Source organism: Pontibacter pudoricolor, assembly GCF_010092985.1.
GTDB lineage: Bacteria > Bacteroidota > Bacteroidia > Cytophagales > Hymenobacteraceae > Pontibacter > Pontibacter pudoricolor.
Genome location: NZ_CP048106.1, coordinates 2,957,502 through 2,975,596, shown reverse-complemented (window position 1 = coordinate 2,975,596; position 18,095 = coordinate 2,957,502). Strand labels below are relative to the sequence as shown.

The following is an 18,095-nucleotide window of genomic DNA, read 5'->3' as shown; positions in this document are numbered from 1 at the left end:
AAGATTTTATTAATTTTTTCTCTCTGAAAATCAGCCTGAAACACGTAAGTGCAAGATTTTTTTTGTGCAGGCTATTGACAAGTGAGATTTTGTCTATATCTTTGTATCACTAAATCGCTGGGACGGAAACGAAAAGCGAAATAGTGATTGACTCAAGCGGGAGTAGCTCAGTTGGTAGAGCGCGACCTTGCCAAGGTCGAGGTCGCGAGTTCGAACCTCGTCTCCCGCTCAAAAAAAGGCAGATAAAGACGTTGTTTTACACAACGTCTTTGTTTTTTAAACTCACCCTTCGGATGTCGTCCGGATGGCTTGCCGGGATGGTGGAACTGGTAGACACGCAAGACTTAAAATCTTGTGTCCGCAAGGACGTGCGGGTTCGATTCCCGCTCCTGGTACTCAATGTTCTATATCTGCAATAGCAGATATATTGAAAAACCCGCTTAAACAGTGTTTTAAGCGGGTTTTTTGCTTTTATAGCCTTTCCCTAATATACCCCGTTTTTTCCCTTGTTTAGATGTTATTTGTAACTGGTTTGTAACCCGTTTGTAACTCCATTAGGTATATTCTATTATATTTGATAACAAAGGAATACAAGAGCTATGAAAGGGAAAAAACAAACTGCAAAAGAGCCTGTAAAGCTCAGAGAGAAGAAACTTAAGAATGGCAACCTTAGCCTGTACTTAGATTTTTACTATGATGGGGTAAGGGAGTTTGAATTCCTGAAACTACATATATTAGAAAATCCTAAAACTCAATTAGAAAAAGAATCTAATAAAAAGACATTAGAGCTTGCTCAACGCATCAAAGCCAAAAGAACAGAAGAGCTGCTAACAGGAGCTTTAAACCTTGCATCTAAGAATCAGGGCACAGTAGATTTTGTGCAGTACTATCAGGCTTACATAAACCAGTATACTAAGGCAGATCACAGGGTATTAAGCGCCTGCCTGAACAAGTTTAAGGAGTTCCTGAAAGAAAGATACAGCACAGCCCGCCTGCCTTGTAAAGACCTTACCCCAAACCTTGTAATAGGCTTTAAGAACTATTTAGAAGCAAAGCAGAAAGGAGATACCCCACAAACATACTTTGCCCGCTTTAAGAAAGTAGTAAAGCATGGTATGAGAGAGAACCTGTTCCCTCAGTACCCACTGCCTGAGCAAGTAAAGTTTAAGGCAGGCGGTATGAATAAGGGAGTACTGAACTTAGATGAGATAGGAAAGTTAGCCGCTGCCTATTGTGGTAATGAAGTGATAAAACGCGCCTTTCTGTTTGCCTGCAATACTGGTTTAAGGTTTGGAGATATAAAGGCGCTGAAATGGCAGGATATAAGCGATACTGAGCTGTTTGTAGTGCAGAACAAGACTAAGGAGGTACTAAGGCTTAAACTCAATCAGAACGCCTTAAAACTGGTAGGAGAGCGGGGTAAGCCTGATACCCTTGTATTTCCCTTGCCAAGCTTTGAGGGCTCAGTTAAAACTATCAAAAATTGGGTAACAAGAGCAGGTATAGACAAGCGCATTACCTGGCATAGTGCCCGCCATTCTTTTGCTACAAACATACTTGTATTAGGGTATGATATTAAAACCCTTTCTCAGCTCTTAGGACACACTTCTATACAACATACACAAAAGTACCTGACTATTGCAGACGAGCGCAAAGCACAAGCTGTAAACGCCTTACCAGAACTTAATTTTTAGCTATGGAAATATATAGATACTCTTTTGAAGATTGGTTGAAGGGAGAAATCCACAATGAAGATTTAGAAGGATTAGTAGAGAATAAGCAATTAGACAAAGAAGATCTAAAAAAAATTAGATCAGATCAAGAAATAGCTTACTCAATCTACATAGCTATGCATTTACAAATGATGAAAGTAGCCTTTTATCAGAGGTATGAATATTCTTTTGCAAAAGAGGACTTGCTAAATCAACAATTAAAAAATGCTGAAGAAGATTTGCAGAATTTCAAAGTTAACAATCCTGTTCTTTATTGGGAGGCAATCAATGGTATAGACAATAGATACAAATTAACACCCCCATTTATACCATTCTATTTAATGTGCAGTCCTTTTATAGATGAGTTAGAAGAAATAGTGCCAACTCATATAACTTATTATACAAAATCAAATTTTTATAGATGGTTGAACTGGCTAAAAGAAGATGGCAAATCAGATACAGAACCTTCATTTGAAGTTTCTAATGAAGACTTTAAAAAACAGGTTGAAAGAAGTCAAAAAAGGTTAGATAGACTATTAGAATTAGATAGCAAAAGCGCTAAAGAATATGCTCAAGAGTTCTTTCAATTGTCATTCATAAAGGAAAGAGTAGTAAAGCTAATGACAGAGCAGGCCACAGATACATTAGACAAATCTGCTTTTAAACAACAAGGCTCTAACACTCCAAAAGAAAAATTAAGCTATACTTGGCTTAGCAAATCTGATACAGACCTAATAGAGCTACACCAACACCTGATAAATGCTAAGCTTATAGACCCTGCTACTACATTAGAACAGTTTAAAGCGGTATTCAGAGCACAGCCCTTGCATATAGTAAAAGATAATCCTATCAAATGGCATGAGGACAATGCAAGTGAGCTGCTATACTTTATCCTGCAATTAGAGGGCACAGATGATGAAATGTACCCAGATGGCTGGCTTATAAAAAAGGGAAACCGAGCAAACTACAAACGCCTCACTGCCTGTTTTGTGAAGCCCGATGGTGAGCAATTCACTGAAAACTTTAAACAAGCTAAGCAGAACCTTAAAGATCCTGTATTAGCCCCAGCCAAACAGGCGGTTATAGATAGTATCGTTAATCAATTCTACTAATCTTTACCTATTTACCTTTACCATTACCTCAATATAAGGTAAATACTTTTCTTTTACTTGCTTTCCTATGTTTGTAACGATATCAGACAAAGGATTAGCGCTAATCCATTTCATTAACTTTTAAAAGGTTTAGAAATGGACTTACAACAAGTAATGCAGGACATAAGGACAATTAAAATTTTGCTCCTTAGCCAAAAGACAGTATTTAATTTTGATGAGGTGGCAGCCTATACAGGGCTCTCTAAGAGCTATCTGTATAAATGCACCAGTGCAGGAACTATACCCCACTTTAAGCCACAGGGTAAGCATATCTATTTTAATAAAGTAGATATAGATCAATGGCTGCAAAGAAACCCTGTAACGCCTGTAAATGATGCTGAGATAGAAGAGCAGGCAGCAACCTATGTAGCACTTAAGAACATGGGGAGGGCTTAGAATGATAACGGCATACTTTAAATTTGAGAGCCTGGCAGATGAGGTAAGGGCTAAGCATGGTATAAAAGCTAAAGGCAGGTTAGACTGTTTAGCCTACACCAACCTTACAGGCTACACAGGGCTAACAGATTTTATAAACGCTAAAAGGCAGATGTACCTGTATAAGATACCTGCAAAAGAGTTTGTAAAGTCTAACAGCAAGCGCCTGGCAGAATGGGCACTATCCAACGGTAAATTAAACCTATCCAGTATTTACTTTGAGGACATAGATTATCCTGAGTATGGCTATGGATACCCTAATGCTAATAGGCTATTAAGTAACGGCCAACCTAACCCGCTGTTCCCTTACAGAAACGACTGCTATCTGTTTATCACTAATCAGGATCTTACTACAGTAGAAATACTGGTTATAACCAACGGTAGGAACTTAGCAGGGGCTTACTACCAACGCCTGATAGATGGAGAGTTAGAAAGCGAGTTAGAGCAACTGAGGGCACAGGCTAAGCCGTTCTTTGATTATTGGAGCTCCTTATAGTAAGCAGTATTTACAGACAATTTTTGTCCTAACTATGTACTGTACTATAGGCCTATTCTTACCTATGGATATGGCAGGCGGTTCTGTTATGGACTGCCTGCCATACCTTACCAACCTTTCAGAAAACTACAGGCAGGACACAGGTAAAACTTATGTTACAGGCTATGCAGGTAACTTAAGAACAGGTATTTCAGAGCATGGTGTAAGCATTACAGGCAGCCTGGCAAAGTTCTACTTAGGTACTAACCTGCACACCCTTACCCGCTCAGATACTATAAAAGCCTTTGAAATGATGGCAGATACCTTGCACCTGCCTATACATAAGGCTAAGGTTACAAGAATAGATGCCGGCCAAAACATCATTACAGACTATAAGCCTGAACTGTATTATCCTTACTTTGGATCAAGTGCCTATTATACACGCCTGGCACAGCCTAAAAGTATAAGCTATCAGAACAGCCTGAGAAGTAAAAAGGCCTATGATAAGATAGCAGAGAGTATAAAGAACAAAGTAGCTATACCTGAGGTGTATGCAAGAAAGAACCTGCTAAGGTTTGAGTTAAGTTATACAGCACGCCTGAATAAGCAGTTTAATCAACAAATCATAACACCTGACACCTTAACAGATGAGCGGTTTTATATAGATGTGTTTGATCGCTATTTTAATGAGTATGATAACATTAATAAATTAGGTTTGCCCGCTATGGATAAAAGTAAAATGAGAACGTCAGCTAACTTTTTAAAACAAGCTGGAGAAATTGCCCTAAGATATTGGGGTAAGGAATTTCTGAATGTAGCAGAAGAAATGAAGAACAATAACGAGTTTACTACACCCAAAGAATATGACAGGATAAAAAAGCTGTTAAGGCAACATATTACAGGCAGCAAAGATGAGCAATCTGAGCTTATAAAGGAGCTAAACAGCAAGATGGAACGGGTAAGGCGGTATTACAGATAGATAGGTAACAGGCTCAAAAGTGAGCCTGTTTTTTTATAATGTAGAGGCTAATGTATTATTTAGCTCTTCAACCTTTGTTCTAAGTTCTTCTAATCTACCAGTTCTGATTTTTTCATCTTGGCCGCTAAGGTTGTGATAATCGTTTTCTAAATGGTACATAGCATCTTTATAAAGGCTAATTGCTTCTTTTACTTCACCCTTATATTCAGCCTTTTTTGCAGCTTCTGCATATACTTTCCATTGGAGGGTTGTAACAGCCTTTTTTGATGAGATAGCTACCACTATAGCTCCAATCAAAGGACTAAATAAAAGTGATACTACAAGTGCCCCACCCCAACCTATATTCTTATCTTTTCCAAAAGAGGCAACGACAAAGCATAACGCTATCCAAAATACAAAAACGATAAATCCCATTTTCTTATAGTTTAAAGGTGTGTAATGATGCCTAAATTATAAAAAAACTAAATAAAAGAAAATAAACTTATGTTTTTATAATCATAGTCTAATATTAATGTTAGATAGGTCTATTAGTTAATTATTGTGATTAGTGTGAGGAAATAGCAGTTAAAAAGGTAATAGAAGAGAGGTGTATACTTAGCAAAACTTAGTATTTAGAGCAATAGAATAAAACTGATTTTTCAGGCTAAAACACGCTAAAAAAGTTACTAATGAAACGGCCTAAAAATGGACAAACTGGACACCCTAAAAAGAACCTAAAAAGATTATAACACTATCACACTCGTACGCATAAGGCAACTACAGAAAACTTCAGATAACTATACATTGTCTATCAACCTATCACACGCGCATAAGAAGATCCAGGTAACAAGAGCTTAGCAAAACTTAGTAAAACCTGACAAAACCTAACATTTCCACGCGCATAGGCAAACCTGATAAAACCTGAATTTTCTGAGTCCTAAAAAAGTTCTTTACAGAGTTTCAACCTATCACACGCGCGTTAATGTGCTACTAATGCAACGCCTTAAAAGGAAAACTTAACAAACCGAACTGTATAAAAAGGTTATACACCGTTCATTAAATGTGCTGTATGCTGACAAATGTAGACTTTTAATGCCTGTATAAGGAACACGATAAAACACGAGTTCTTAAAAGGTATACTGACTATCAACCTATCACACGCGCGCATTTATAATAACAATAAATAACAGGGAGTTGAGTTTATGGACATCACACGCGCGTATAGATGCTAACAAATGCTAACATTTCACAGTGTATATAGGCTTATAATTGAGTTTTCAGAAACCATAAAAAAGCAGTTATTTTCTGATGGTATAGAATATTTTGTAACTGGTTTGTAACTCGCGGTGTTAAATTTGTTTATAACACACTGTAAATTAACCTGTTATGGACAGGGTTAAATACACGCTCCTGGTACTTTTTAAAGCCCTTGTAACTGGCAAAGTTGCAAGGGCTTTTTTTTGTGCAATATATTAGTGTAGCTTTGATTAAAGCTTATAAAGCGGGCTGATAAATAAGTTAAAAAGGAGAAAATGATTTTATACAGCGGACTGATTAAATTAGAATATGACCCTGCAACTGACATATTAGAAACTACTATGCCGGATGCGTCACATTTTACATTACCGGAAGTGCGCCTGTGTTTAAATATTATAATCTCCCATATCCGCAACTACCACATTAGTAAAGCAATTTTCGATTCGCGCCATACGCATCTGGATATGGGAGAAAACGAAGACGAATACAAAGCTATAGCAGCTCAGTTCGGAAAAGATTTATTGGAGACCCACATCCATAAAATTGCTCGCTTAGCCTTAACAGATAAAAATCGGGAAGAGCAGGGTGAAAAGCTTCAGCAGGTAACAAATCAAGCGATTGATATCAGAACTTTTTCCGATTATGATGAAGCCATGGAATGGTTGGCAAAAGATTGATTTTTTGCCAGGCCAGTATCCCATTAATATCCTTTCTGGCTGCTATCATGTGGTTGCCTCCCCTAACTTTTCAGGCTAATAGCCAAGAGCCGGTTTAGCTATTAACAGGTGCTAAAACGAGCAGTTCGAATAGTGGTGCTTATTTGTGCTGTAACTATTCTCTCCGTACACGTACAAAGTGTAACTTTTAAATTTTTCAATAATCCCTTCCCTATTGTAGTTGGTGACTTTATGAGCAGGCTTGTTCTATTGCTGGCATTTCTTGCTGTTAGCTTTCATGCAGTGGCGCAGAATAATTTTACGCTACAACACAGCCTGTATGCTGGTGCAGGTATCTCCGTAGCGCCCGAAGATTTAGCTGGCATCGAAAGTATTGATGACAAAGGCTATGTGCAGAATGGGCCAACTATAGCTTTAAATTATATGGCCCGGTTTCATCGGTTTATAGCAATAGGAGCAACTATAGGGCATAGCCGCAATAACCTGAATGCACTGGCAGTAGCGCAATCGTTCTCATCAGCTACAAGCGTGCAGACAGAACCTTACAGGCTTACTTTTTTAATGGCTGACGTGTATGGTTTGTTTCCGGTAAAGCAATGGCAGTTTTATGCAAAAGGGGGCCTGGGCAGTATGCTACCGGATGTATGGGAAATGAAGATCCGGAATGATGTCGGCAGCGGAACTATAAAAAGCGGCGGCAAATTTGAGCCTGCCTACGCTACAGCGCTTGGAGTAAACTATAACTTTGGTAAAATCAATTTAGGACTGGAGTCTGCTTTACTTTCTTCAGAGCCCGAATTTGAATTTGAGTTAAACGGCGCCGTTACATACAAAAAGCAATGGCTGTCAGCCTTTAATCACGTGGTTAAAGGAGGATTCAGATTCTGATACCAACTATAGGCTCACTACCTGGATAAGTCCTGCGCGCGGTTAGCATCAATAGCCAAAAGAATATAAAGCAGGATCGTAAATGACCACAACGATGAACCACCGTAGCTAAAGAACGGCAGCGGAATACCTACAACAGGAGCCAGTCCGATTGTCATGCCGATGTTTACCAGGAAGTGGAAGAAGATAATAGAGGCCACGCAGTAGCCATAGGTTCTGGCAAAAATGGATTTCTGACGCTCAGCTATATTGACGATGCGGGTCATTAACAGCAGGAACAGGGCTATTAATACCGTACTCCCGATCCAGCCATGTTCTTCTCCAATTGTACAGAAAATAAAGTCGGTACTTTGCTCCGGTACAAAGTCGAATTTGGTTTGCGTACCATCCAGGAAACCTTTGCCCCAGAAGCCGCCCGAGCCAATCGCGATCTTAGACTGTGTTACGTTCCAGCCATACCCAAGCGGGTCAGCTTCCGGGCTGATAAGCGCTTTGATACGGTTCTGCTGGTGCGGCTGCAGTACATCGTTTATAAAATAATCTACGCTGAAGATCATCCCTACTATCAGCAGCAACAGCGCGATCATAGACTTAATGCGGCGCATCAGGCGGTAGTCCATCCAGATGGCAATACCCATTAACACTATAATGGCGATGATCAGGTATAGTTTAGGGACAAGCAGCGTAAGTATAAAAATAGCAGCTGCAGAAGCACCGATTATTAATATCAGCGGCGACATTCCCTCACGGAAGTAAGCCAGTATAAATGCACCAAACACCAATGCCGAGCCTGTTTCGTTCTGCAGAATGATAATGGCAGGAGGCAACAAGGTGATAAAAGCCAGGATCATCTGGTCTTTCATGTTTTGCTGGCGCAGGTTAACGTTGCTTAAGAATTTAGATGCCGCCAGTGCAGTTGCGAACTTCGCCAACTCAGCGGGCTGTAAACGTATGCCACCGCCCAACTCGAGCCAGGAACGCGACCCGGCAACGGGATTGGCCACAGCCAGCGTAAAGAGAAGCAGGAGGATAATTATACCATAAATAGGATATGCCAGGTGCTCGTAAATTTTATAGTCCACGGCCAATAGCATAGTTATCAGTATAACAGAAGTTCCGATCCAGAGTAGCTGCTTACCAGAGTTGATGTCGAAGCTGAAGATGTTTACTACGTTGTCAGGGCTATACACTACGGCGTAAATGTTCATCCAGCCCAAACCCACCAGTAAAAAGTAAATCAATACAGTCACCCAATCCAGGTTATTCAGGATATTGCGCGATGTACGCTTACTGCTCCGGGTAGCAATTTTATACTTTGGTATAGTTTGTTCTACTGGCATAACCTTACTTCGATTTGATATCCAGGTATTTACGGCTAAGCACCCATTTCTCCTGCTCTTTTATAGTTACAGTGTCGGTCAGGTACTTCTCGATCATCAGGCCGGCGATAGGTGCTGCAGACTGGCCGCCCCATTTACCATGTTCTACATAAACTGCTATGGCAATCTTGGGGTTAACCTTAGGAGCGAAGGCCACAAATACAGCGTGGTCCGGGCCCTGTGGGTTCTGGGCTGTTCCGGTTTTACCACAAACTTCTATGCCTACTTTAGCCAAATTGGCTTTACGGCCCGTTCCTGAACTTACCACTGCAGCCATGCCTTCAACTATAGGCTCATAATGTTCGGCACCAACAGAGGTATAATGTTTTTCCTGATATTCCTTCAACGGCTTGCCATTTTCGCCAACCGAACGGATAATATGCGGCGTTACGTAATAACCCTGTTGGCAACTATAGCCATAAAGTTTGCCATTTGCAGTGGCGTTACACCCAGCTCTCCCTGGCCTATGCTAAGTGAATAAATGGTCGAATATTTCCAGCGGTTCTTGCCATATACCCGGTCGTATAGTTCCGGCGATGCTATAATGCCCTGTTTTTCGCCTGGCAGATCTATACCAAGCTTTTTCCCAAACCCAAAAGTTAACACCTGATCTCTCCATGATTTCAGGCCAAGAGCTGTGTCCATAAAGGTATTAGGTGATTTTCCCTGGTTCACGAGCGCCCTGTATGCCTGGAAAAACCACGGGTTACACGAGTGCTGCACTGCGCCATACAAATTAAGCGGAGAGGGGTGAGGGTGGCAGTTTACCAGCGCCTTGTTACAGGCATAAGTTGTATGCGGGTTAATCACACCATCTTCCAGTGCAATCAGTGCCTGCACCAGCTTAAAAATAGAGCCTGGCGGGTTTTGATCAGCCATGATCGGGCGGTTGAACATGGTTTTGTCCACATCCTTCAGCAGGTTCATGTAGTTTTTGCCGTAATCTTTTCCGGTAAACAGGTTCGGGTCGTAAAACGGAGCTGAAACATAAGCCAGCACTTCTCCGGTGGCAGGTTCTATGGCAACTATACTTCCTTTGGCGCCATTCATCAGGAGCTCGCCGTAGGCCTGCAGCTCCAGGTCTATAGTACTGTACAGGTTTTCGCCAGCAACCGAAAGCGTGTCATAAGCGCCATCTTTAAAAGAGCCTTTCTCAATACCGCGTACGTTCACCATAATGTGTTTTACACCACGCTGGCCCATCAGGTATTTTTCATACTCCAGCTCAATGCCACTTTTTCCAATATAGTCACCGGGGCGATAACCCTGGTAATTGCTGGTGTCTTCGAGTTGTTTCGGGCTGATCTCGGCAATATAACCCAGCGCATGTGACAGGCTGGTATGTGAGTAACCGCGCGCTGTACGGGCATTAATATAAAACCCAGGGAAATCGATCAGGTTATCCTGTATGTGGGCAAAGTCTTCAGTAGTGAGTTTCTGGTAAAAGATGGATGGCTTGACGTACGAATAAGCCCGCGCTTTTTTCAGGCGCTCGCGCACATCTTCTAAAGGCAGGCCCAGTAGTTTGGTTAGCCGGAGGGTATCCAGTTGCTTGGTTTCCTTTGGTACAACCATCAGGTCGTAAACAGGGGTATTCTCCACCAGCAACCTGCCGTCGCGGTCGTATATCAGGCCACGGAACGGATATTGGATAACTGTCTTAATAGCATTTGTTTCGGCAGCCTGTTTATAGCTGCTGTCTACTACCTGTATATAAAACAGGCGTAGCGCAAACACAACGCCAACCACTATAAAAATGGCCTGAATAACGTACTTTCTGTTTTCTAAGTAGTTCATGTACTATCTCTTCGATCCCTTAACAGAGAAGAAAAGTAATTGGAGTATAACAACCACCAGCCCTGTAAATAAAGTGCTTAGCAGGATCTTAACCAACGTAAACCACTCAAATCTGATGATCTCTAAAAAGAAAACAGCAGCGTGGTGTACCGAAATAAGTATTAAAGCATAGGTCAGAAACCAGTTCCAGCCCATCACGTGCAGGTTAGCGGAGTCGTTGGTATCGTAACCATCCCGGGGCGTGAGAAGGTTCAATATGTGCGGGCGTAAATATGCCAGCAACACACTTGCCGCTGCGTGTATGCCCATCGTATCATAAAATATATCAACCGTAAACCCAACTATAAACCCCAGAAACAGCAACAGCACTTTATTTATCTGGATAGGCAGGAACAGCAGAAAAGCGATATAAATAAAACAAAAGCCCGTACTGAAAAGCACCAGGTTATCGAGTAACAGAATTTGCAGTGCTACAAAAAGTATGAACTGCACGATATGTCGGATGCCGAGGGTGCTATTCATTTGGAAGTATACCTGCTTTATATTCTAAGGTGTCACGTTCTGCTTTCCGCAAATTCTCAACCACGTATACATAAGAAAGCTGCGCAAAATCAACGGCCAACTTAACTTTTACAGTATAAAAACTCTTGTCAGCTTCTTTTGCTACGGAACTTATAGTGCCTACCAAAATGCCTTCCGGGAAAACTGTGTTAAAACCGCTCGTAACTATAGTATCGCCTTTCGCCAGCTTCACGTGTAAGGGTATGTAATCAAGAATAGCGGTGCGGTAGTCGCCGCCCTGCCACTTAATGGTACCCATTGTATTATTTTTCTTGATCTTAGCTGAGATAAGCATTTGGGAGTGTAGCAGCGATGTAACAGTAGAGTAGTTCTCTGACACTGTTTTAATGCGGCCAACCACACCATCGGAAGCAATAACGCCCATGCCCGGCTCCACACCATCCTTCGTTCCGATAGAAAGCGTAAGGTAGTTGTTGGTGCGGCGAACGGAATTGTTGATCACCCGGCCTGCATGAAGTATAAAGGACTGCGGTCCTGTTCTGAGTGAATCAACTATAGTTGTATCTGCAGGCACAACCAAGGTCGTATCCATGTTGCTGGTGCTATCTGCTGTACTTACCTGCCTGTATTGCATTATTTCCTGGCGGAGCAAAGCATTTTCGCGCGCCAGGGTGTTATTAACTGTTGCCAGGCTAAAGTAGTCGGTAACGCCGCTCTGGAACTCGAGCACGCGGCCTACATACCTATTGGCAGAGTTAAAAAAGGCTGCGCCCTGGTACGTGTTATACTGCACAATCAGGTAAATACAAAGCGCTTCCAGCAGGACGAACACAAGGAACGCACGGAACCGGTAAATGAAAGCAAAAAGATTCCGCATGCAGCTCTGTTACGTCAGCAGGACGTTTTTAAAGCCTTCGATGTTTTTAATGGCAGCTCCTGTACCACGCACTACCGCTCTTAACGGATCTTCGGCGATGTGAATAGGAAGCTTGGTTTTTGCAGCCAGGCGCTTATCAAAGCCACGCAGCAACGCACCACCACCTGTCAGGTGAATACCATTGTCGTAGATGTCGGCAGATAGTTCCGGCGGAGCAATCTCCAGCGCCTTCAGTACTGCTTCTTCTATTTTAGAAACCGACTTGTCCAGTGCAATCGCGATTTCCTGGTACGTAACTTTGATAACTTTCGGAATACCGGTCATCAGGTCGCGGCCACGGATCTCGTAATCAGCCGGTGGGTTTTCTATTTCAGTTAGCGCAGCACCTACTTCAATTTTAATTTTCTCCGCAGAACGTTCACCGATCAGCAGGTTGTGCTGGCGGCGCATGTAATCCAGGATGTCTTTGGTAAACACATCACCGGCCACACGGATAGACTGGTCGCATACAATACCCGAAAGTGCTACTACCGCAATTTCTGTTGTACCACCCCCGATATCCACGATCATAGAGCCGATCGGTTGCTCCACATCGATACCAATACCGATAGCGGCAGCCATTGGCTCCTGTATCATCCATACTTCTTTGGCGCCTGCGTGCTGTGCAGAGTCACGTACGGCACGTTTCTCCACCTCCGTAATACCCGACGGAATGCAAATTACCATGCGGTGCGAAGGCTGGAACAAGCGACGGCCAGTATCGATCATCTTGATCATACCACGGATCATCTCTTCGGCAGCGTGGAAGTCGGCAATTACACCATCTTTCAGCGGACGAATCGTTTTGATGTTTTCGTGGGTTTTTTCGTGCATCTGCATTGCCTGGCGACCAATGGCAAGTACTTTGCCCGTTGTTCTGTCCACGGCAATAATAGACGGCTCGTCAACCACTATCTTATCGTTATGTATGATCAGGGTATTGGCGGTACCAAGGTCAATGGCTATATCGCTGGAGAAAAAATTAAATAGTCCCATTTTGTATTTGTGCGGGCGTGCTGTAACCCTGTTTATATTTCAAATATACTATAATTATCGGGGATAAACCCGGCGCAAAATTAGTGATTTTAAACAGAATTTATAACGTACTATGTCAGTAGAGTTTGATTTTTTCAATTTTATCTTATAAATAGGTGCCTGCTGCTTTAATTCAGGGGTATAACGGTTGTTTTTGCTTTAAATTGAATTGTATAAATTTTTTGATTTAGTAAAGTTCAGGTGAATATAAACTACAGAGCCCCAGCTAAACTATAGCCAGGGCTCTTATAGTTGTAACTATAAATCTGTTAGTGTTTAAAGTGGCGTACACCCGTCATCACCATAGCCATGTTGTGAGCGTCGCAGTAAGCAATGGAATCCTGGTCTTTGATGGAGCCGCCTGGCTGCACAACGGCTTTGATACCAGCTTTATCGGCAATCTCCACGCAGTCCGGGAACGGGAAGAAAGCATCAGAAGCCATAACCGTCTTGCTCAGGTCAAATCCGAAGCTGTTGGCTTTTTCGATGGCCTGGCGCAATGCATCAACCCTGGATGTCTGGCCTACGCCGCTTGAGAACATCATTTTGTCTGTTGCCAGAACGATCGTGTTTGATTTGGTGTGCTTGCAAACCTTGGCGGCAAAAACGAGGGCTTTCTTTTCTTCTGCTGTAGGCTCGCGCTTAGTAACAGTTTTAAAGTCGGCCTCGGTTTCGGTAGCCAGGTCTTTATCCTGCTCAATTACGCCATTCAGCAACGTCTTGAACTGTTTCTTTGATAGCTCAACTTCGTTCTGTTTCAGCAGAATGCGGTTTTTCTTCGTCTTCAGTAATTCCAGTGCATCAGCATCAAAAGCAGGTGCGATCAATACTTCAAAGAAAAGCTTATTCAGTTCTTCAGCAGCAGCCAGATCTATAGTTCTGTTTGCAATGATCACGCCTCCGAAGGCAGAAACCGGATCCGAAGAAAGCGCTGCAAGGTAAGCTTCTTTTATAGTTTCGCCGGTGGCGCAACCGCAGGCATTGGTGTGCTTCAGTATAGCAACAACCGGCTCCTCAAATTCAGCAGCCAGGGCTACAGCAGCATCCACATCTACCAGGTTATTATAAGAAAGCTGCTTGCCGTTAAGCTGTTCGAAAAGCTCGTCCAGTTTGCCATAAAAAGTGCCTTTCTGATGCGGGTTCTCCCCGTAGCGCAGTGGTGTTGCCTCCCGGATGCTCTGCTTAAACGGCTGCTCTTCCGAGTTACTGTTCATATAGTTGAAGATGTGCGTGTCGTAGTGCGACGAAACATCGAATGCCTTGGCAGCAAAGCGTCTGCGGTCCTCCAGGTCTGTTGCGCCGTTCTTTTCCTGCAGCAATGTTACTACTTCATCGTACTGCTCACGCGATGACACGATCAGTACATCTTTAAAGTTCTTGGCAGCCGCACGAATAAGCGAGATGCCGCCAATATCTATCTTCTCAATAATATCAGCTTCTGATGCGCCGGATGCCACAGTTTCCTCAAAAGGATACAGGTCAACTATAACCAGGTCAATTGGCGGGATTTCGTACTGGGTTCTTTCGGCAAGGTCGCTTTCGTTGTCGCGGCGATGGAGGATACCCCCGAACACTTTGGGATGAAGCGTTTTTACACGGCCCCCGAAAATAGACGGATAATTGGTCAGGTCTTCTACAGCCACTACTTCAGCACCCTGCTCTTCCAGGAACGCCTGTGTGCCGCCCGTGGAATAAATGGTAACATTATTCTTTTTCAGTAGCTCGATAAGTGGCTCCAGGCGGTCTTTGTAGTAAACCGAAATAAGTGCGGATTTGATTTGAACAGATTGCATGAGTTGCTTGTATGGGTTGATGTTGATTGCTATAGTTGGTCTTGCTTCAGTAGCAGTTTTTCTACTACTTCGGGCAGGTATTTATGTTCTAGTTGCAGTACGCGCGCGGCAAGCTCTTCGGGCGTATCGCCGGGCATTACCGGGCAATATTCCTGCAGTATAAACTCGCCTTTGTCGTACTCTTCGTTTACGCGGTGTATGGTTATGCCCGAATGCTCGTCGCCTGCCTGCACCACCGCGGTATGTACGTTTAGACCGTGCATGCCTTTACCGCCGTACTTTGGCAGCAGGGCAGGGTGTATGTTAATGATCTTGTCAGGGAAAGCCTGCAGCAGGTTTAATGGTACTAACCACAGAAAGCCGGCCAGCACTATAAGGTCCGGGTTAAAGTTCTTTACCTGCTCCAATACGTTATCGGAATTGTAAAATTCGTCCCTGGAAAACAAAAGAGCCGGGACGTGGTAGGTCTCGGCTCTTTTTAGGGCATAGGCTTTCGGGTTGTTGGAGAACAGGGCGGCCACACGTATTTGTGGGTGGTGCTCAAAGTGCTCGAGCAGGCGCTGCGCATTGCTCCCCGATCCGGAAGCGAAAATGACTATATTCTTTTTAACTGGTAGTTCCAAAAGTATAAGCTTGCTATGAAGCTGCAAATATAGCCAGTTTGCTTATAGTTGCCAGCAAGTAATACTTTTAAATATGCGCTCTCTCCAGAGTGTTCTTTTACAGGTTAGCAGCGTACTCCAGCAGTTTGCTTATCTCCTCTTCAGATTTAAGTTTCAGGTTATGTTCTTCTATATATTTCTGTAAAGTAGAAGCGTGCGAAGGGAAAAGGTTGATGATGTTGGGCGTAGAAGCAGGTATATAATCAGACTTATTGGTCACGTAATATGTTTTAGCTATAGTTGATGCGTTATTGCCCGGGTTCTCTTTTACAAGAAGCTTTCTGCCATTTATGTTCTTCAACAGTTTTAAAACAGAGCCTCTATGTGTGTCATAGTAAAACGTGTCACTATCCATCGTGATCATATCTATGAGGTACATCTGATCAAAAAAGAGTGTATCTTTTTTTGTGTTAATGTATGCTACCTCATCCGTAAGTAAATTAAAGTTTAAAATACCTTCGTTTGCTGTTCCTGTAATAAACGTTACCTTACCTTTTTTAAATGTGGGATAGTAATAGGTATTGCCAATGGAAGATGAGCTTATTTCGCTCTGTCCAGGGGTCGCTTTTACTTCTTTTTTGCCCTGAGCTAGCGTAACAGAACCAGCAGCAAGCACCAGTCCCAAAGCTAAGAATAAGCCATTAAGTCGTTTTAGATGAGACAGCATAACAGTTTGTTTAATGTAGGTAGATATTTGTGTTTTATTGAACTATAATACGGATAGTTTAAAAATAATAGTTATAAAGTTATAATATTTTTTAAACTATATACTATTTAGTGCATAAAAAAGCCTGTAACAGCATAAATTTGTTACAGGCTTTTAGCTATAGTTGGTTTAAACCTATTCTATCGTTATCACCAGCTGTTTTCCGTCCCTTACTTTTTCTTCCAGTACCTGTATCGCTTTTTCAACGCGGGTAATTTTGGCTTTGCGCTCATTGTATTCAGCGTCTGAAATAGTGTTGGCTTTGCGGTTGCGTTCCAGCTCTTCCAGAGCACGTGCTACTCTGCCTCTGGCTTCGGTTACTTTCTCGTCGCCTTCCGTTACAACTTTGTTTAGTTTTTCCTGCTTTTCCTCGTTGCTCAACCGGGCAGCTGCGGCTCTTGCCTGGCCAAATTCGCGGCCACTTAGTTCGCCTTTGTTCTTTCCGTATGCGTTGCCGTTGTTCGCTTTGTCTTTGCCATTGTTTCCTTTCGCAGACTTTTCCTCAGCTTTGTTATGCTGCGCATTTGCCTTTGCTTCGGCTCTTCTCTTCGCTGCTCTTTCTCTCGGGTTGGCAGGTCTGTTGCTATGTTCTTTTTCCTTATCCTGGTCAGCTCTGCCTTTCTGCTGTGTTGTCTGCTCCTCTTCTTTTTTATGGCCTTTGCCTTGCTGCGCCAGTGCCAAGTCTGTAGTTAAAACAGAAATGCCGATAGTTAAGGCTAAACTTATATGGCGGGTTATATTTTTCATGGTAACTATAATTTAAATGTCGTTTAACAATGAGTCTACCTCTTCCGATGCTGCTTCAATCTCAACAGTAGTATTATCTATCTCAGTTGTGTTTACAGAATCGGCAGGAGCAGTTTCCGGCTCATTAACTATAGTCTCTGTTGCGGTATCCTGCGTGTCAGTGGCGTTATTGCAGCCCGACGCAATTACTGCAAATAATATAAAAGCGAATAAATACTTTTTCATGGTTTATAAGGTTTGTTATAGTTAGCAATATAACTATAAAATAAAGGGAATGAGAGATTTAAATATAGCGTGTAGTCTATAGTCTGCAAAACAGCACTCAACTACATGACAGGGTGTATGGTTTGAGTGCTAGGCAAGCAGTTTGCTTTTAGCCTTCAGCGACCACGTAAACCTGAACTCCGCTACCTGGTCCCCTTGTTCGTCCATGCCTATAGTTGTGGCTGTTATGGTAATGCCTTCGCCGGTTAGTTTGGTTTGTTCGGCGGCCTGCTGTATGCGCCTGCCGTCTTCGCACATAAAAGTTATCTTGCCCACAGCCTTTTTAGTAAAATCCGCATCCATGTGCACCACCAGCATCGACACAATAGGGTCGGCTTTATACGTGTGCATCATACATAACACGCCCGTAGAAAGCTCGGCAGCCATGCTCAGACAGGCAAAATAAATAGAGTTAAAGGGATTTTTGTTGAGGTATTTGTATGGTATAGTTACGGTGGCGCGCTCATCGGTTAAGGCTTTTACCCGCAGGTCTGCCATATAGGCCATTGGTAATTTTGCAAGCATGAACAGGCGAAACTTAGCTGGCGAGGCAACCAGATCTCTGAATTCGTTTGCCGTTGTAGTTTTATGTATCATGTACCCACGGTTTAAACTATTTATACTTTATTTATGCGCAATCAGGTGTAAAAGTAGCGACTATAGTTTAAGTAATTGCTTCAGGCTTGTACAGTGTAGGGAAGCAACATGTTTTGTGCAAGTA

General features: G+C 42.7%; 18 protein-coding genes, 2 tRNA genes and 1 pseudogene. 9 read left to right on the top strand and 12 right to left on the bottom strand.

What is annotated here, in order from left to right:
* Positions 1-156: 156 nt before the first annotated feature.
* The 7 genes from GSQ66_RS12885 to GSQ66_RS12855 all read left to right on the top strand — a co-directional run bounded on the left by GSQ66_RS12885 (position 157) and on the right by GSQ66_RS12855 (position 4,752).
* A tRNA-Gly gene (locus GSQ66_RS12885) sits at positions 157-229 on the top strand.
* 82 nt (positions 230-311) lie between these two features.
* Positions 312-395, top strand: a tRNA-Leu gene (locus GSQ66_RS12880).
* Between the two features lie 204 nt (positions 396-599).
* Positions 600-1,694 carry a site-specific integrase gene (locus GSQ66_RS12875; protein WP_162427846.1) on the top strand — a complete coding sequence of 365 codons (1,095 nt, stop codon included), beginning with the start codon at positions 600-602 and terminating at the stop codon, positions 1,692-1,694.
* Between the two features lie 2 nt (positions 1,695-1,696).
* Entirely contained in the window at positions 1,697-2,824 is a 1,128-nt protein-coding gene (locus GSQ66_RS12870) for a hypothetical protein (RefSeq protein ID WP_162427845.1), read from the top strand.
* A 135-nt stretch (positions 2,825-2,959) separates the two neighbouring features.
* A complete protein-coding gene (locus GSQ66_RS12865) occupies positions 2,960-3,259 on the top strand; it encodes a helix-turn-helix domain-containing protein (RefSeq protein WP_162427844.1) in 300 nt (99 codons plus the stop codon).
* Between the two features lies 1 nt (position 3,260).
* Positions 3,261-3,794, top strand: coding sequence for a hypothetical protein (locus tag GSQ66_RS12860; RefSeq protein WP_162427843.1), 534 nt, complete (start codon positions 3,261-3,263; stop codon positions 3,792-3,794).
* A 64-nt stretch (positions 3,795-3,858) separates the two neighbouring features.
* On the top strand, positions 3,859-4,752 hold the full coding sequence (locus GSQ66_RS12855; RefSeq protein ID WP_162427842.1) for a phage/plasmid replication domain-containing protein: 894 nt from the start codon (positions 3,859-3,861) through the stop codon (positions 4,750-4,752).
* 33 nt (positions 4,753-4,785) lie between these two features.
* Here the strand turns inward: GSQ66_RS12855 and GSQ66_RS12850 are convergent, their stop codons facing one another.
* Positions 4,786-5,166, bottom strand: coding sequence for a hypothetical protein (locus GSQ66_RS12850; protein ID WP_162427841.1), 381 nt, complete (start codon positions 5,164-5,166; stop codon positions 4,786-4,788).
* A gap of 1,097 nt (positions 5,167-6,263) precedes the next feature.
* On the opposite strand from GSQ66_RS12850, the gene GSQ66_RS12845 reads away from it, so the two are divergent.
* Complete coding sequence (locus GSQ66_RS12845) at positions 6,264-6,665, top strand: hypothetical protein (RefSeq protein ID WP_162427840.1); 402 nt, start codon at positions 6,264-6,266, stop codon at positions 6,663-6,665.
* 231 nt (positions 6,666-6,896) lie between these two features.
* Complete coding sequence (locus GSQ66_RS12840) at positions 6,897-7,553, top strand: outer membrane beta-barrel protein (protein ID WP_162427839.1); 657 nt, start codon at positions 6,897-6,899, stop codon at positions 7,551-7,553.
* A 17-nt stretch (positions 7,554-7,570) separates the two neighbouring features.
* On the opposite strand, the gene rodA is transcribed toward GSQ66_RS12840, so the two are convergent.
* The 11 genes and pseudogenes from rodA to GSQ66_RS12785 form a co-directional block, all read right to left on the bottom strand.
* Positions 7,571-8,893 carry a rod shape-determining protein RodA gene (gene rodA / locus GSQ66_RS12835; RefSeq protein WP_162427838.1) on the bottom strand — a complete coding sequence of 441 codons (1,323 nt, stop codon included), beginning with the start codon at positions 8,891-8,893 and terminating at the stop codon, positions 7,571-7,573.
* Positions 8,894-8,897: 4 nt separating this feature from the next.
* Positions 8,898-10,729, bottom strand: a pseudogene (mrdA, locus tag GSQ66_RS12830) (penicillin-binding protein 2).
* Between the two features lie 3 nt (positions 10,730-10,732).
* Entirely contained in the window at positions 10,733-11,251 is a 519-nt protein-coding gene (locus GSQ66_RS12825) for a hypothetical protein (RefSeq protein ID WP_162427837.1), read from the bottom strand.
* The gene (gene mreC, locus GSQ66_RS12820; protein WP_162427836.1) at positions 11,244-12,128 is read right to left on the bottom strand and encodes a rod shape-determining protein MreC; all 885 of its coding nucleotides are present in this window, start codon (positions 12,126-12,128) and stop codon (positions 11,244-11,246) included. The genes GSQ66_RS12825 and mreC overlap by 8 nt, the downstream gene beginning before the upstream one ends.
* A gap of 9 nt (positions 12,129-12,137) precedes the next feature.
* Entirely contained in the window at positions 12,138-13,163 is a 1,026-nt protein-coding gene (locus tag GSQ66_RS12815; RefSeq protein ID WP_162346886.1) for a rod shape-determining protein, read from the bottom strand.
* A 308-nt stretch (positions 13,164-13,471) separates the two neighbouring features.
* The gene (purH, locus tag GSQ66_RS12810) at positions 13,472-14,995 is read right to left on the bottom strand and encodes a bifunctional phosphoribosylaminoimidazolecarboxamide formyltransferase/IMP cyclohydrolase (RefSeq protein WP_162427835.1); all 1,524 of its coding nucleotides are present in this window, start codon (positions 14,993-14,995) and stop codon (positions 13,472-13,474) included.
* Between the two features lie 29 nt (positions 14,996-15,024).
* Entirely contained in the window at positions 15,025-15,618 is a 594-nt protein-coding gene (gene purN, locus GSQ66_RS12805; protein ID WP_162427834.1) for a phosphoribosylglycinamide formyltransferase, read from the bottom strand.
* A 97-nt stretch (positions 15,619-15,715) separates the two neighbouring features.
* Positions 15,716-16,324, bottom strand: coding sequence for a hypothetical protein (locus tag GSQ66_RS12800; protein ID WP_162427833.1), 609 nt, complete (start codon positions 16,322-16,324; stop codon positions 15,716-15,718).
* 174 nt (positions 16,325-16,498) lie between these two features.
* Positions 16,499-17,110, bottom strand: a complete 612-nt coding sequence (locus GSQ66_RS12795; RefSeq protein ID WP_162427832.1) for a hypothetical protein — start codon at positions 17,108-17,110, stop codon at positions 16,499-16,501.
* A gap of 12 nt (positions 17,111-17,122) precedes the next feature.
* Positions 17,123-17,335, bottom strand: coding sequence for a hypothetical protein (locus tag GSQ66_RS12790; RefSeq protein WP_162427831.1), 213 nt, complete (start codon positions 17,333-17,335; stop codon positions 17,123-17,125).
* A gap of 129 nt (positions 17,336-17,464) precedes the next feature.
* Positions 17,465-17,971: a PaaI family thioesterase gene (locus GSQ66_RS12785; protein WP_238395673.1), complete on the bottom strand. Its 507-nt coding sequence runs from the start codon at positions 17,969-17,971 to the stop codon at positions 17,465-17,467.
* Positions 17,972-18,095 lie beyond the last annotated feature (124 nt).

Bases quoted from the DNA above. Each gene is read 5' to 3' on its own strand.
- GSQ66_RS12850 (WP_162427841.1), bottom strand. From the start codon at position 5,166: ATGGGATTTATCGTTTTTGTATTTTGGATAGCGTTATGCTTTGTCGTT.
- mreC (WP_162427836.1), bottom strand. From the start codon at position 12,128: ATGCGGAATCTTTTTGCTTTCATTTACCGGTTCCGTGCGTTCCTTGTG.
- GSQ66_RS12845 (WP_162427840.1), top strand. From the start codon at position 6,264: ATGATTTTATACAGCGGACTGATTAAATTAGAATATGACCCTGCAACT.
- GSQ66_RS12870 (WP_162427845.1), top strand. From the start codon at position 1,697: ATGGAAATATATAGATACTCTTTTGAAGATTGGTTGAAGGGAGAAATC.
- GSQ66_RS12800 (WP_162427833.1), bottom strand. From the start codon at position 16,324: ATGCTGTCTCATCTAAAACGACTTAATGGCTTATTCTTAGCTTTGGGA.
- GSQ66_RS12785 (WP_238395673.1), bottom strand. From the start codon at position 17,971: ATGATACATAAAACTACAACGGCAAACGAATTCAGAGATCTGGTTGCC.
- GSQ66_RS12795 (WP_162427832.1), bottom strand. From the start codon at position 17,110: ATGAAAAATATAACCCGCCATATAAGTTTAGCCTTAACTATCGGCATT.
- GSQ66_RS12860 (WP_162427843.1), top strand. From the start codon at position 3,261: ATGATAACGGCATACTTTAAATTTGAGAGCCTGGCAGATGAGGTAAGG.
- GSQ66_RS12875 (WP_162427846.1), top strand. From the start codon at position 600: ATGAAAGGGAAAAAACAAACTGCAAAAGAGCCTGTAAAGCTCAGAGAG.
- GSQ66_RS12865 (WP_162427844.1), top strand. From the start codon at position 2,960: ATGGACTTACAACAAGTAATGCAGGACATAAGGACAATTAAAATTTTG.
- GSQ66_RS12825 (WP_162427837.1), bottom strand. From the start codon at position 11,251: ATGAATAGCACCCTCGGCATCCGACATATCGTGCAGTTCATACTTTTT.
- GSQ66_RS12840 (WP_162427839.1), top strand. From the start codon at position 6,897: ATGAGCAGGCTTGTTCTATTGCTGGCATTTCTTGCTGTTAGCTTTCAT.
- purH (WP_162427835.1), bottom strand. From the start codon at position 14,995: ATGCAATCTGTTCAAATCAAATCCGCACTTATTTCGGTTTACTACAAA.
- GSQ66_RS12855 (WP_162427842.1), top strand. From the start codon at position 3,859: ATGGATATGGCAGGCGGTTCTGTTATGGACTGCCTGCCATACCTTACC.
- GSQ66_RS12790 (WP_162427831.1), bottom strand. From the start codon at position 17,335: ATGAAAAAGTATTTATTCGCTTTTATATTATTTGCAGTAATTGCGTCG.
- GSQ66_RS12815 (WP_162346886.1), bottom strand. From the start codon at position 13,163: ATGGGACTATTTAATTTTTTCTCCAGCGATATAGCCATTGACCTTGGT.
- rodA (WP_162427838.1), bottom strand. From the start codon at position 8,893: ATGCCAGTAGAACAAACTATACCAAAGTATAAAATTGCTACCCGGAGC.